At 67.7% G+C, this 13,217-nt stretch carries 16 protein-coding genes, 1 tRNA gene and 3 pseudogenes; 9 read left to right on the forward strand and 11 right to left on the reverse strand.

All coding sequences use genetic code 11. The annotated features are described in order from the left end of the window. The 8 genes from CDO46_RS16360 to fliR form a co-directional block, all read left to right on the forward strand. Nucleotides 1–622: flagellar hook-length control protein FliK (locus CDO46_RS16360; protein ID WP_217896319.1), on the forward strand; the 622-nt coding region annotated here is incomplete at its 5' end. 135 nt (nt 623–757) lie between these two features. Continuing rightward, nucleotides 758–1,291: a flagellar basal body-associated protein FliL gene (gene fliL / locus CDO46_RS16365; RefSeq protein ID WP_176400771.1), complete on the forward strand. Its 534-nt coding sequence runs from the start codon at nt 758–760 to the stop codon at nt 1,289–1,291. Between the two features lie 59 nt (nt 1,292–1,350). After that, nucleotides 1,351–2,364, forward strand: a complete 1,014-nt coding sequence (fliM, locus tag CDO46_RS16370) for a flagellar motor switch protein FliM (RefSeq protein ID WP_087839557.1) — start codon at nt 1,351–1,353, stop codon at nt 2,362–2,364. After that, a complete protein-coding gene (gene fliN, locus CDO46_RS16375; RefSeq protein WP_207958601.1) occupies nt 2,348–2,770 on the forward strand; it encodes a flagellar motor switch protein FliN in 423 nt (140 codons plus the stop codon). The genes fliM and fliN overlap by 17 nt, the downstream gene beginning before the upstream one ends. Nucleotides 2,771–2,776: 6 nt before the next feature. Next, nucleotides 2,777–3,112, forward strand: a complete 336-nt coding sequence (gene fliO / locus CDO46_RS16380; protein WP_087839559.1) for a flagellar biosynthetic protein FliO — start codon at nt 2,777–2,779, stop codon at nt 3,110–3,112. Further along, nucleotides 3,112–3,855, forward strand: coding sequence for a flagellar type III secretion system pore protein FliP (fliP, locus tag CDO46_RS16385; protein WP_087839560.1), 744 nt, complete (start codon nt 3,112–3,114; stop codon nt 3,853–3,855). The genes fliO and fliP overlap by 1 nt, the downstream gene beginning before the upstream one ends. 43 nt (nt 3,856–3,898) lie before the next feature. Beyond that, complete coding sequence (gene fliQ / locus CDO46_RS16390) at nt 3,899–4,171, forward strand: flagellar biosynthesis protein FliQ (protein WP_087839561.1); 273 nt, start codon at nt 3,899–3,901, stop codon at nt 4,169–4,171. A 4-nt stretch (nt 4,172–4,175) separates the two neighbouring features. Next, nucleotides 4,176–4,949: a flagellar biosynthetic protein FliR gene (fliR, locus tag CDO46_RS16395; RefSeq protein ID WP_165963073.1), complete on the forward strand. Its 774-nt coding sequence runs from the start codon at nt 4,176–4,178 to the stop codon at nt 4,947–4,949. 20 nt (nt 4,950–4,969) lie between these two features. Here the strand turns inward: fliR and CDO46_RS28685 are convergent. The 7 genes and pseudogenes from CDO46_RS28685 to CDO46_RS16425 all read right to left on the reverse strand — a co-directional run. Further along, a pseudogene (locus CDO46_RS28685) lies at nt 4,970–5,926 on the reverse strand (sensor histidine kinase); the annotation flags it as partial. Continuing rightward, nucleotides 5,927–6,484 (reverse strand): annotated as a pseudogene (locus CDO46_RS28690) (sensor histidine kinase N-terminal domain-containing protein); the annotation flags it as partial. Then, on the reverse strand, nt 6,468–7,145 hold the full coding sequence (locus CDO46_RS16405) for a response regulator transcription factor (RefSeq protein ID WP_087839563.1): 678 nt from the start codon (nt 7,143–7,145) through the stop codon (nt 6,468–6,470). The gene CDO46_RS16405 and the pseudogene CDO46_RS28690, both read right to left, overlap by 17 nt. Nucleotides 7,146–7,242: 97 nt before the next feature. Then, on the reverse strand, nt 7,243–7,677 hold the full coding sequence (locus CDO46_RS16410) for a biopolymer transporter ExbD (protein ID WP_087839564.1): 435 nt from the start codon (nt 7,675–7,677) through the stop codon (nt 7,243–7,245). Between the two features lie 15 nt (nt 7,678–7,692). Then, nucleotides 7,693–8,415 (reverse strand): annotated as a pseudogene (locus CDO46_RS16415) (MotA/TolQ/ExbB proton channel family protein); the annotation flags it as partial. 10 nt (nt 8,416–8,425) lie between these two features. Next, complete coding sequence (locus CDO46_RS16420) at nt 8,426–9,175, reverse strand: energy transducer TonB (RefSeq protein ID WP_087839566.1); 750 nt, start codon at nt 9,173–9,175, stop codon at nt 8,426–8,428. A gap of 130 nt (nt 9,176–9,305) precedes the next feature. Further along, nucleotides 9,306–10,151: a universal stress protein gene (locus CDO46_RS16425; protein WP_087839567.1), complete on the reverse strand. Its 846-nt coding sequence runs from the start codon at nt 10,149–10,151 to the stop codon at nt 9,306–9,308. Nucleotides 10,152–10,580: 429 nt separating this feature from the next. On the opposite strand from CDO46_RS16425, the gene CDO46_RS16430 reads away from it, so the two are divergent. Further along, nucleotides 10,581–10,838, forward strand: a complete 258-nt coding sequence (locus tag CDO46_RS16430; RefSeq protein WP_140416871.1) for a hypothetical protein — start codon at nt 10,581–10,583, stop codon at nt 10,836–10,838. 57 nt (nt 10,839–10,895) lie between these two features. Here CDO46_RS16430 and CDO46_RS16435 read toward each other — a convergent pair. The 4 genes from CDO46_RS16435 to CDO46_RS16450 all read right to left on the reverse strand — a co-directional run bounded on the left by CDO46_RS16435 (nt 10,896) and on the right by CDO46_RS16450 (nt 13,179). Then, nucleotides 10,896–10,971, reverse strand: a tRNA-Thr gene (locus tag CDO46_RS16435). A 124-nt stretch (nt 10,972–11,095) separates the two neighbouring features. Next, nucleotides 11,096–11,740: a maleylacetoacetate isomerase gene (maiA, locus tag CDO46_RS16440; RefSeq protein ID WP_087839569.1), complete on the reverse strand. Its 645-nt coding sequence runs from the start codon at nt 11,738–11,740 to the stop codon at nt 11,096–11,098. Between the two features lie 15 nt (nt 11,741–11,755). Beyond that, nucleotides 11,756–12,706: a 4-hydroxy-3-methylbut-2-enyl diphosphate reductase gene (gene ispH / locus CDO46_RS16445; RefSeq protein WP_087839570.1), complete on the reverse strand. Its 951-nt coding sequence runs from the start codon at nt 12,704–12,706 to the stop codon at nt 11,756–11,758. Beyond that, nucleotides 12,706–13,179 (reverse strand): peptidylprolyl isomerase, encoded by a 474-nt coding sequence (locus CDO46_RS16450; RefSeq protein ID WP_087839571.1) that lies wholly within the window; start codon nt 13,177–13,179, stop codon nt 12,706–12,708. The genes ispH and CDO46_RS16450 overlap by 1 nt, the downstream gene beginning before the upstream one ends. Nucleotides 13,180–13,217 lie beyond the last annotated feature (38 nt).

Below are 13,217 nucleotides of genomic sequence, written 5' to 3' on the forward strand. Positions count from 1 at the left end.
ACCCCGCACCCCGCCGCCAGCGGCCTCGCGGCCAGCCGTGGCGGACACCGCGCCCCCCGAGACCTCCACGGCCCCGGCCGGAGTGCTGCAGGCATCCGCCACGGTCCCGGTCAACACCCCGGCACCCCACCACGCGCCCGCGTCCGCGGCCCGCAACGAGGTCCCGTCCGTGCCCGGCGCCCCGGTACCGTTGCACGCCGGCGCCTTGCAGGATCGCATCGACACGGCCTTGCGCTGGATGGCCGGCGGCCACCTGCAAACCGCGCAGTTGCGCGTCGACCCCGAGGCCCTGGGTCCCATCACCATCCATCTGCGCCTGGACGGCGATGCCGCCAGCGTGGTGTTCGGCAGCAATCACGAATCGACGCGCCAGGCGCTGGAAAGCTCGCTGGCCGGCCTCAAGGACGTGCTGGCGGCCAACGGCCTGAGCCTGGGCCAGGCCTCGGTCGGCAGCGAACAGCAGAGCGGCTTCCTTGCCGCGCGACAGTTCGCGGAACGCGAGGCGCAGCCTGGCCGCGCGCCGGCCGCCGGCGCCGCTGCCTCGGGCCCCGCCGACGGTCCGGCCGCCCCCGTCGCGCGCGGCCGGGCGGCGGGCAACGGCATGGTCGATCTGTACGCGTGAGGCGCGGCCGGGCGGCCCGCCGGCCAACTGCAGGATTTCCCCTGCTGTTCCACGGATCGTCCCCCATCCGCTTCTGGATAATGCAACCTGGGGGCAGTTCGCTGCCCTTTCCCATCGACTCCGGAGATGTTGTTCATGGCCGAGGCCATTGTTCCCGTGAAACGCGCCCGCACCTGGATCTTCGTGCTGGGCGGACTCGTGCTGCTGGTCGTGATCGCGGCCATGGCCGCCCTGCTGCTCATCCACAACAAGCAACTGGCCAGCTTCGAGACTTACAGCTACGCCGGATCGCAGCAGTCGGACGACGCTGCCCAGCCGGGATCCTCGGGCACGCCGGCCGCGCCGGCGAATTCCGGCAAGCACGTCTTCACGGCCCTGGACCTGTTCACCGCCAACCTGGCCGAGCGCGACAATGACCGCTTCGCGCAGGTGGGTGTCGTGATCGAAGTGGCCGACGCCAAGGCGGGGGCCGCCCTGACCGCGGTCGTGCCGCCCATCCGCAGCGAGATCCTGCTGCTGCTGAGCTCCAAGACCGCCGACGAGCTGCTCAGCCTGAAGGGCAAGCAGACGCTGGCCGCTCAGGTCGTCGACATCGCCCGGAAGTACATCGCGCCGGAGTTCCGCACCAGCGTCTATGCCGCGCACTTCTCCAGTTTCGTGATCCAGTAGGTCCCGTTGCGCCGTGACGCCGATGACGCATCCCCACGACGCCGCCCGGAGCGCCCACGATGGCCGGTGAATTCCTGTCGCAAGACGAAGTCGATGCCCTGCTGCGGGGCGTCACGGGCGAGCACGACGACCAGCCCAAGGACGAAGTGCCCGTCGGCGGCATACGCCCCTACAACCTGGCCAAGCAGGAACGCATCGTGCGCGGCCGCATGCCGTCGCTCGAGATCATCCACGACCGCTTCGGCCGCCTGCTGCGCGTGGGACTGTTCAACTTCCTGCGGCGCAACCCCGAGGTCTCGGTCGGCCCGGTGCGGCTGGTCAAGTACAGCGAGTTCCTGCGCAACATCGTCGTCCCGACCAACCTGAACATCGTCTCGCTCAAACCCTTGCGCGGCAATGCCCTGTTCATCTTCGAACCGCGGCTGGTGTTCTCGGTCATCGACAACCTGTTCGGCGGCGACGGCCGCTACCACACCCGCGTCGAGGGGCGCGACTTCACCGCCACCGAGCAGCGCATCATCCAGCGCATGCTGGCGGTCGTACTGGACGAGTACGCCAAGGCGTGGGCCGCGGTCCACCCCATGCACTTCGAATACCAGCGTGCCGAAATGCATACGCAGTTCGCCAACATCGCCACGCCGTCCGAGATCGTCGTCTGCTCGACGTTCTCCATAGAATTCGGCTCGTCCGGCGGCGACTTGCACATCTGCTTTCCGTACGCATCGGTCGAGCCCATCCGCGATGCGCTGTACAGCCCCGTCCAGGGCGACCAGATGGAACCCGACAAGCGCTGGCTGCGCATGCTGTCCAAGCAGATCCAGCTGGCCGACGTCGAGATGGTGGTCAACCTGGCCCAGAGCGAACTGGTGTTGCGCGACTTGCTGAACATGCAGAAGGGCGACGTCATCCCGATCGACATCGCCCCCACGCTGCCCGCCTACGTGGACGGCGTGCCCATATTCGACTGCAAGATCGGCGTCAGCAACGGGCAGTACGCGATCCGTATCGGCAAGGTGCTGGCCACCCTGCAATCGGAAAACCAGTTAGGAGATGAGAATGGAAGCGGATCCTGAACACCTGCCCGAGCCGCCCGGCGCCACGGCCGACGACGACTGGGCCGCGGCGCTGGCCGAGCAGTCTCAGGCCAGCGCCGCGGCGCGCCCCGCCGACGAGCTGTTCGAGCAGTTCACCCCCGGCGGCGAGACGTCCAGGACGGTCAACGACATCGAGATCATCATGGACATCCCGGTCACGCTGACCGTGGAGCTGGGCCGCACCCGCATCCCCATCAAGCAGATCCTGCAACTGGCGCAGGGGTCGGTGGTGGAGCTCGACGGCCTGGCCGGCGAGCCCATGGACGTGATGGTCAACGGCTGCCTGATCGCCCAGGGCGAGGTGGTCGTGGTCAACGACAAATTCGGCATCCGGCTGACGGACATCGTCACGCCGTCCGAGCGGCTGCGCCGCCTCAACCGCTAGGTTCCCATGATTTCCCCCGGCTCGACCCTGCAGACCGTGCTGGCGCTGATCGCCGTCCTGGCGTTGATCATGGCTTGCGCATGGCTGCTGCGGCGCGTCCAGCGGCCCCAGGGCGGCGGCGACCATCCGCTGCGGCTGCGCGGCCAGCTGACGGTCGGTCCGCGCGAACGCGTGATCCTGGTCGAGGTCGCGGACCAGTGGATCGTTGCCGGCGTCTCGGCAGGCAACGTCCGGCCGCTGGCCGTGCTGCCGCGCCCCGGCGACGCGCCCCCTGCCGACTCCGCCCCGGCCGCCCCGCTGCCCGACTTCCGTGCGCTCCTGGCCCGCTTCGGCAAGCAATGATGCGTACGCTCGTGTTTCCCCTCGCCCTGCTCCTGCTGCTGGCCGCCGGCGGCGTCCACGCGCAGGAAGCCGGCATCCCGGCCCTGACCAGCAGCCCGGCCCCGGGTGGCGGCACCACCTGGTCGCTGTCCCTGCAGACGCTGCTGGTGCTGTCGGCGCTGAGCTTCCTGCCCGCCGTGCTGCTGATGATGACCAGCTTCACGCGCATCATCATCGTGCTCTCGCTGCTGCGCAGCGCGCTGGGCCTGCAGGGGTCGCCGCCCAACATGGTGCTGGTCGGGCTGGCGCTGTTCATGACGCTGTTCATCATGACGCCCACGTTCGACAAGGTCTATACCGAGGCCTACCAGCCCTTCGACAGCAAGCAGATCGACTTCCGGGAGGCCGTGGACAAGGCCCAGGTGCCGATGAAGGACTTCATGCTCAGGCAGACCCGCGAATCCGACCTGGCGCTGTTCATGCGCCTGGCCAGCACGCCGCCGGTGTCCGAGGCGGCCCAGTTGCCGCTGCGCGTGGTGGTTCCGGCCTTCGTGACCAGCGAACTGAAGACGGCGTTCCAGATCGGTTTCATGGTCTTCCTGCCCTTCCTGGTCATCGACCTGGTCGTCTCCAGCGTGCTGATGTCCATGGGCATGATGATGCTGTCGCCGGTGCTGATATCCCTGCCTTTCAAGCTCATGCTGTTCGTCCTGGCCGACGGCTGGAACCTGCTGATCGGCAGCCTGGTCGCCAGCTTCCGATGAACCTCCCCTCGCCGCATCCCGCGCGCCTCTTCAAGGGACTCCCATGAACAGTACCGCCGGCATCCTGACCCTGGCGCAAGAGGCGGTGCAGATCGCCATCTATCTTGCCGCTCCGCTGCTGTTGTCGGCGCTGGTCGTGGGCCTGATCATCAGCGTGCTGCAAGCCGCGACCCAGATCAACGAAATGACCCTGTCATTCGTGCCCAAGCTGGTCGCCATCTTCGCCGCCGCGCTGATCGCGGGCCCCTGGATGCTGTCGATGATGACCGATTACATCCGGCGGCTGTTCGAGAACATTCCGTTCATGCTGGGCTAGGCGCGTGCTGAGCTTTACCGACGCGGACATCCATGCCGCGATCGCGGCGCTGCTGTGGCCCTTCGTGCGCACCCTGGCGCTGGTGCAGACCGCACCGGTGTTCGGCCACCGGGCCGTGCCCCAGCGGGTCAAGATCGGCCTGGCGCTCCTGATCTCCTTCCTGGTCGCTCCCGCCATACCGGCCGCGCCCGTGGACGCCTTCTCCGGCACCGGCCTGCTGCTGCTCCTGCAGCAGATCATCGTCGGCGCGGCCATGGGTTTCGGCCTGCGCGCGGTCTTCGCCGCCTTCGAACTGGCGGGCGACCTGGTCGGATTGCAGATGGGCCTGGGCTTCGCGTCCTTCCTGGACCCGCAGCGCGGCGCGCCTTCGCCGCTGCTGGCCAACTTCCTGATGCTGTCGGCCCTGCTGGCCTTCCTGGCCACCGACGGCCACCTGACGCTGCTGCTGACCCTGGGCGATAGCTTCCGCATCATTCCCGTTTCGCCGCATCCGCTGGACAACCTGGACTGGCTGCGGCTGGCCAACCTGGGTTCCATCGTCTTCGCAGGCGGCCTGCAGATCGCGCTGCCGGTGCTGGCGGCGGTCCTGTCCATCAACATCGCGCTGGGTTTCGTCTCGCGCAGCGCGCCGCAGCTCAACATCTTCAACCTCGGCTTCGCGGTCACGCTGCTGGCGGGCCTGCTGCTGCTGTGGCTGACCTTCGGCGTGCTGGCCGGCCCCATGGAACGCATCGTGGGCATCGCCGTGCCCTATTTCAAGACCGCCGTCATACGCTGAGGCGCTCGACCCGCCGCGGCCTACCAGTCCGGCTGCCGCGGCTCGATCCGTACCCGGCTCAGATGGGCGCCGATGCGCGGCCCGGGAAACACCAGGCTGATGCGGGTACCGGCGAACTCGGGACGGCTGCGCAGGTCCCAGTGCGCACCATGCGCCTCGGCGATTTCCTTGACGATGGCCAGTCCCAGCCCGGATCCTCCGGCCTGCGAGTTCTTCGCCCGGTAGAAGGCATCGAAGACCCGCGCCCTGTCCTCGGGCGCGATGCCCGGCCCGTCGTCCTCCACCACCAGGCTGGGCGGCGAGTCGTTCACGCGCAGCACGATCTGCCCCGGCCCCCCGTGGTAGCGGATGGCATTGTCCACCAGGTTGCCCAGCAACTGGTCCAGCAGCACCTCGTCGCCGTCGACCCAGACCGGTTCGTCCGGCGCGACCAGCACGATCTCGACATGGGCCTGGCGCGCCGCCGGCACCCAGCGTGCCCCGCATTCGCGCGTCAGCTCCGTCAGGTCGATGCGCGTGAACGTGTCGCGCGGACGCACGTTGGCATCGATGCGTGCCAGCACCAGCAATTGCTCGCCGACCCGGATCATGCGGTCGGCGGCGGCCTTGATCCGCTCGGCCCGCTGGCGCACGTCGTCCGGCACCGGACGCGCCAGCATCAGCTCGGATTCCAGCTTGAGCCCGCTGAGCGGCGTACGCAATTGATGCGCCGCGTGGCCGATGAAGCGGCGCTGCGCGGCCACCGCCTCGTCCAGCCGGCCCAGCAGGGAATTGGTCTTGGCGATCAACGGCGTCAGTTCGCTCGGCACGTCGTCGCCGCCTATGGGCTGCAGATCGTCGATGCTGCGGCTCTCGATCTCGTCCGACAGCTTGCTGACCGACTCCAGCCCCGAGCGCACGGCGGTGACGATGACGAAGCCCAGCAGCGCGATCAACAGCAACTGGCCCGCCACGAGTACCGACAGGATCTCTTCGATGAAGCGGCTGCGGGTGTTGAGGGTCTCGGCCATCGCCACTTCGACCAGATAGTCGTCGAAGCTGAAATCCAGCGCCACCGCGCGCACCGGCAAGCCTTCCACCAGCGAGTCGTAGATCGTCGGCACGGCCTTGTTGATGCGGTCGAGCAGCGTGGGCGGCTCGGCGCCGTCCTCGTCGGCACCGTCCGGGTCGTCCACCACCGGCGGCGAAGGCAGGACGGCCGTGCCGGCGATGATCTCGCCGTCGACGCTGATGCGGAAATAGGTCCGCTCGTCGGGGTCCGTGGTCAGGAAACGCGTGGTGTTCCAGGCCGGATCGAGCTGCGGCCCCTGGGGAGTCATGACGACCTGGCGCGCCAGCGCGCGGGTGGTGTCGACCAGCGCTCGGTCGTGGGACTGGGTATTGAGCTTGCGCGTCAGGACATAGGTGATGACGCTGTCCATCGTGGCCAGCAGCAGCACGGCGGGCAGCAGCCGCACCAGCAGATGCCAGGCCAGCGAGCGCCGGTGCAGGACCCGGTTCTCGGGAGCGGGCCGGACGTCACTGCGCGACGGCATCGGACTCCAGCAGATAGCCGAACCCGCGTACCGTCTGGATGCTGACCCCCGCTTTCTCGAGCCGCTTGCGCAGGCGATAGACGTAGACCTCGACGGCGTTTTCGCTGAAATCGGCATCCCAGGCCGACAGCGAATTGACGATCTGACGCTTGGTGACGACGCGGCCGGCGCGCGCCATCAGCATCTCGAGCACCGACAATTCGCGCACCGACAGCGCGACGCGCTCGCCGCCGACCCGCAGTTCGCGCCCGATCGTATCGAAGCTCAGGGCGCCGACCTCCATGATCGGATTGACCTGGCCGGCGCGGCGCCGTATCTGGGCCCGCACGCGCGCCGCCAGCTCGGGCAGCTCGAAAGGCTTGGTGACGTAGTCATCGGCGCCGGCATCCAGGCCGGCGACCCGGTCTTCCAGCGCATCCCGCGCGGTCAGGATCACGACCGGCACCGGATTTTCGTTGGCCCGCAGTCGCCGCAGCACGGTCAGGCCGTCTTCACCCGGCAGGTTCAGGTCCAGCAGCACCAGGTCGTAGCCCTGGCTGGCAAGCGCGGCCGAGGCGCGCTCGCCGCTGGAGACGAGATCGACGGCGTAGCCCTGGTCGCCCAGGAACTCCGCCAGGGCGCCCCCCAGGGTGGCGTCGTCTTCGATGACCAATACACGCATATGACAAAGCGCCGGCGAACCGGCGCAGCGAGAAAGGGGAAAGCCGCTAGGGTAAACCCAGGCGCCGCCGAAAGCTAGGGCCTGTTCGCGGCGCCCCCTATTTGGCCGCCGGCGGCGGCTCGGGCGTACTGACGAAGCCGATGCGCTTCATCCCCGAGCGGGAGGCATCGGCCATGACCTGCGCCAGGACCTCGTAGCGGGTGTTCTTGTCGGCGCGCAGGTGCAGCTCGGGCTGCGGCGTGTCCTTGGACACGCTGGCGAAACGGGCGGGAAGGTCCTCCAGCGACACTTCGGCGTCGTTCCAGAACACCTTGCCGCTGGCGTCGATCGCCAGGTCTATCTTGGCCGGGTCGGAATCGACCGGCGCCGAAGTCGCCTGCGGCACGTCGATGCGCACCGCGTGGGACAGCAGCGGCGCCGTGATGATGAAGATGACCAGCAGCACCAGCATCACGTCGATGAGCGGCACCATGTTGATCTCGGATTGCGGCGCGCCCGATCCCGCACCGCCATTGAAACTGCCGAAAGCCATCGAAGACTCCTAGTCTTATTCGCCCGCCTTGGCCTTCAGGGCGCGCACGTTGTTGTCCGTGACGATCTGCTGGCCGGTGGTCAGGAACGCGAACAGGTCGTGGGCGAAGGCGTCCAGGCGCGCCAGCAGCACGCGATTGCTGCGCGTGAAGAAGTTGTAGGCCAGCACCGCCGGAATGGCGACCGCCAGGCCCAGGCCCGTCATGATCAGCGCCTCGCCCACCGGGCCGGCGATGCGGTCGATGGTGGCCGCGCCGCCCTGGCCGATGGACACCAGCGCATGGTAGACGCCCCACACCGTGCCGAACAGCCCGACGAAGGGAGCCGTCGACCCCACCGAGGCCAGCAGCGTCAGGCCGTTCTCGAGCTTGGCGGTTTCCTCGTCGATGACCTTGCGCATGGTGCGCGTGACGAAATCGGACTGCGAGCCCGCCTCTTCCAGCTTGGCCGCGCCGAACTTCGCGTGGTGCAGGCGGGCGTACAAGGCGTGGCTGGTCAGGTGCGAGAACGGATCGTTGGCGCCGTGCGTGGTGATTTCGCGGTCCACGGCCTCGAGCGAGGTCGCATTCCAGAAATGCTGCAGGAAGGTCTCGCCCTGCCGCCGCGAACGCATGTTCGCGATGGCCTTGACGACGATCAGGTACCAGGTCGCGAGCGACATCAGTACCAGGATGAAGAACAGCGCCTTGCCCAGACCGTCGGTCTGAGAGACGAAGTGCGCAAAGCCCAGGCTCGGGGTCTCGGTCATGTCAGTTCCTGAGAGTGAAATCGAACGGCACGATGGCGATCGCGGCGATCGCCATGCCGTTTTCGGTATACGGTTTGAAGCGGCCGCGCCGGGCGGCGTCCAGCGCCGCCTCGTCCAGCCGGTTGAATCCCGAGGATTTCTCCAGCGTGGCCTTGTCCACCAGTCCGCGGGTATTGATCAGCAGGCGCACCAGTACCTTGCCTTCTTCGCCCAGTCGTTTGGACGTGCGCGGATACTCGGGCATGGGCGGCGCCCCGAGGTATTCGATGCGGCCGACCAGCTTGGGCTCGGTGGACACAGGCGCCTGCGGCGCGGCCGTCCGGTCGGCAGGCTCGGGCTTGCCGCTGGGAGGCTGCGACACGGCGGGCGCCGGCGCGGGTGCGGGCGCCGGTTCCGGGGCGGGCTGCGACAAGGCGGTTTCGGAAGGAGGAGCCGGTTCGGGCGGCGGTGGCGCCGGCTTGGGGGGCGGCGGTTTGGGAACGGGCTTGGGAGTGGGCTTGGGAGGAACGGGCTTGGGCTCGGGCTTCGGAGCGGGAGGCGTGGGGGCCGGCGGCGCGGCCGCCACCTGGACCTGGGGCGCGATCTCGACGAACCGCACCTCGACCGTCTCGACCGGCTTGGCCACCTGCGGCTCGGCCTTGGCCACCAGCATCGCGCCGACCACTGCCACATGCAGAAGCACCACCGCGATGCCAGCGCCGACGCGCAGCCCGACGGGGGCTGGCGTATTCCAATGCAAGGTGGCACTCATTCGAATGAATCGCGTAGCAGACCGTGAAGGTCGCTACGATATCACAAATGCGACTTATTCGCAGTTAGGTAACAACAACGAGTAACAACAGCGGTGCGCCGGCTCGCCAGCCGCACGCACCGCCCCGGCTTCAATGCTCCATCGTCCGCACGATCAGGGCGTCGCAAGGCGTCAGATAGATCAGCCTTTCCGCCACGCTGCCTATCGCGGTCCGCAGCAGTCCCGTCAGGCCATGCGTCCCCACCACCAGCAGGTCGGCCGGATGATGGCGCACATAATCCGGCACCGCACCCTCGGGCATCCCGTGCTGCAGCACCAGCCGCGTGCCGGGCTGCCCCGCCTGCGGCAGATTGTTCGCGATGAAGCCGTCGGCCAGGCGCTCGGCCGCCCGCTTCGCCGCCTCGATCTCGTCCTGGTCCGGGTCGGCCTTCAGCGTGGGATAGGCGTGGAACAAGGTCATCTGGGCGTCGGGAAAGAATGCCCGCGCCGCGTTCATCGCCTGCCGGGCGCCCTCGGAGAAATCCGTGGCCGCGACGACCTGCCGGTAGGGGCGATGGGGACGCTTCTTCACGATCAGGATGGGCAAGGTCGACTCGCGCGCCAGCTTCTCGACCGTGGAGCCCAGCAGCAGCCGGCCCAGCGTCTCGTCGCGCGCCACCCCGGTCACGATCAGGTCGCATTGCCGGCTGCGGGCGGTACGCTGGATCACCTCGACCGGATTGCCGGTCTCCAGCACCAATTCCATCGGCACGTCCACTTCGCCCACGATGTCGCGCAGGGCGCGCTCGGCCGCTTCCATGTCCGCTTCGCGGTTGCGCGCCATCAGCCGCTCGATCAGCGGCGACTCTTCGATGACGTGGAGCACGACCAGCTTGCAGCGCCGCTGGCGGGCGATGTCGATCGCGCGGTCCAGTGCGCGGTCGCCGCGCGCGCTCAAGTCGGTGGCAAGCAAGATGCTGCAAGTATCGGTACCCATGCTGGCATTCCAATGTTGGGGAAACCCATCGTGCCATGAAGCCGGCCCGCACGAACCACCCGAGTTTGGCCGGGCTTGACCTGGATCAACCTCGCGTCACGGGCACGGCTCGAAACAAGGGTATTCCCCTATCAAGAAGTTGATCCGACCCCGAAATGAAACCCATCGTAACAAAATGTGGTTATCATCCACGCTCACGGGAAATTCGGAATTTGAGGGGCAAATGGATATGCTTTTTGTGGCTTTGATTGTCCTGATATGTGCTATTTGCGTCACTTTCGTCATCAGGAATCGCCGCCGGGCGCGGCGCCTGGCGGAAATCGCGCGGCGCGGCGGCTCGCTTTGCCCGCGTTGCGGGCGCTACGTATCTCCCGGCGCCCAGGCCTGCCGGCACTGCCTGACCCCGGTACAAATGGCCACGGCGCGACAATGAAAAAAAGACCCCACCCGGCGCGGACGGTGCCCGCCTCCGGCGATCCGACCGAGGACGACAGGCTCCAGGATGTCTGGCCAGGTTGGACGGACGAGACGATTCCCGCCCTGTTCGCGCACCTCTATCTGTTCCGACTGGCTGCCCACATGGTCCTGTCGCCGGCGGAGCTGCGCGCCATCGCGGACAAGGTGGGGCAACTGGCCCGCGACCTGCGGACCATGAACGATCACGACGACGAGGAACCCGCCCCATGAACGCCACCCGGACGGCAAAGAAAAAGGGGCAGCCCGATGGGCTGCCCCTTTTTTTGATGGTGCCGGCAATAGGAGTCGAACCTACGACCTTCGCATTACGAATGCGCTGCTCTACCAACTGAGCTATGCCGGCGAAATCTTCCCGAAGCCTGTCTTTCCGACGCCCGCCTTCCCGACGCCACTTACGCCGCGTCTAAAAGGCATGTGCTTCAAGCTAGCCCGCTATTCTAGCAAAACTTTGCTGGCGTATTCAAATCCTATTCCGCATCCGGCTGCGCGTCGGGGTGGGCTGCCTGGAAGGCAGGCAGCGCGGCGCAATGATCGGCAATCCGCACTACCGTCGGCATGGCCGTCAGGTCCGACTTCAGGCGGCGGGCGTTGTAGACCTGCGGCACCAGGCACAGGTCGGCCAGCGTCGGCTGGTCGCCGTGGCAGCACAGCCCCGTCGCGGGCGAGTCGGCCAGCATGCGCTCGAGCGCGGCCAGGCCGCCCTCCACCCAATGTCGGTACCACTCGTCGCGCCCCTGCTGGTCGATGCCCAGGGGGCTCTTCAGATACTTCAGCACGCGCAGGTTGTTCAGCGGATGGATGTCGCAGGCGATGTCCAGCGCCAGCGCGCGGACGCGGGCACGCTCCGCCGGGGTGGCCGGCAGCAGCGCCGGCTGGGGATGCGTCTCTTCCAGGTATTCGATGATGGCCAGCGACTGGGTCAGGACATGGCCGCCATCCTCCAGCACCGGCACCAGGGCGGCCGGGCTCAGCCGGCGAAAATCCGGCTTCAGCTGCTGGCCGCCGTCCTTGAGCAGATGCACCGCGAGATAGTCGTACGGCAGCCCTTTCAGGGCCAGCGCGATGCGCACGCGATAGGCGGCGGAACTGCGGAAATAACTGTAGAGGCGCATGGAGGCTCCGTAGGACTACAGGCGGACGTTCTTGGACAAGCCCTTGGGCAGCGGGAAGGCGATACCTTCCTCGGCGCCGGCCAGCGTGCGCACCGAGGCCGCGCCCAGCTCCTTCAGGCGGGCGATGACCTGCTGCACCAGCACGTCGGGCGCCGAGGCGCCGGCCGTGACGCCCACCCGGCTGCGCCCTTCCAGCCAGGCCGGATCGATGTCGCCGGCGCCGTCGATCAGGTAGGCGGCCACGCCCTTGCGCTCGGCCACCTCGCGCAAGCGGTTGGAATTGGAGCTGTTGACGCTGCCCACCACCAGCACCAGGTCGCATTCGGGCGCCATGACCTTGACGGCGTCCTGGCGGTTCTGCGTGGCGTAGCAGATGTCGCTTTTCTTGGGCTCGGCGATGTTCGGGAAGCGGGCCTTGAGCGCCGCCGCGACCTGCGCCGCGTCGTCCACCGACAGCGTGGTCTGGGTCACATAGGCCAGCCGGTCCGGATCGGCCACGGCCAGCGCCGCCACGTCCTCGACCGTCTCGACCAGGTACATGCCCGCTTCGGACTGCCCCAACGTGCCTTCCACCTCGGGGTGCCCCTTGTGGCCGATCATGACGATCTCGTTGCCGGCGGCGCGCATCTTGGCCACCTCGACGTGGACCTTGGTCACCAGGGGACAGGTGGCGTCGTACACCTGCAGGCCGCGCTGCTCGGCCTCGCGGCGCACCGCCCTGGACACGCCGTGGGCCGAGAAGACCACCGTCGAACCGGCCGGCGCCTCGTCCAGTTCCTGGATGAAGATGGCGCCCTTGGCGCGCAGGTCCTCGACCACGTAGCGGTTGTGGACGATCTCGTGCCGCACGTAGATGGGCGCGCCGTAGATCTGCAAGGCGCGCTCGACGATCTCGATGGCCCGGTCGACGCCGGCGCAGAAGCCGCGCGGCTGGGCCAGGACCACTTCCATGGGCGCCTGCGCCATCACATCACCCCGAGTATGGACACATCCACCTTCAGCGCCGAGCCGGCCAGCGGATGGTTGAAATCGAACAGCGCATAGTCCTCGCCCTGTTCCTTGAATACGCCCGAATACCGGCCGCCATTGGGCGCGGCGAATTCGACCAGGTCGCCGGGCTGGAAGGTCTCGTCGCCCGCGTGCTTGCGCAGCATCGCCAGGGTCACGCGCTGGATCAGCTCCGGATTGCGATCGCCGTACGCCTGCGCCGGAGCGAGGGTGAAACTGAAGCGCTCGCCTTCGCCGCGGCCGACCAGCGCCGCCTCCATGCCCGGCGCCCACTGGCCGATGCCCAGTTGCAGCGTGGCGGGACGGCCGGTGAAGGTATCGACGAAAACGCCTCCCGCGCCTTCGCCCGAGGCCAGCGAAATGCGGTAGTGGAGGGTTACGTAGGAGTCCTCACGGACAACGAGGGGCGTGGAGGAAGAAGATGCAGCCAAAGTGTGTCACCGTGTCGATGCTGTGCGCCAAAGAACCG

The sequence above is a fragment of the Pigmentiphaga sp. NML030171 genome, assembly GCF_002188635.1.
In the GTDB taxonomy this organism is placed as follows: Bacteria; Pseudomonadota; Gammaproteobacteria; order Burkholderiales; family Burkholderiaceae_B; genus Pigmentiphaga; species Pigmentiphaga daeguensis.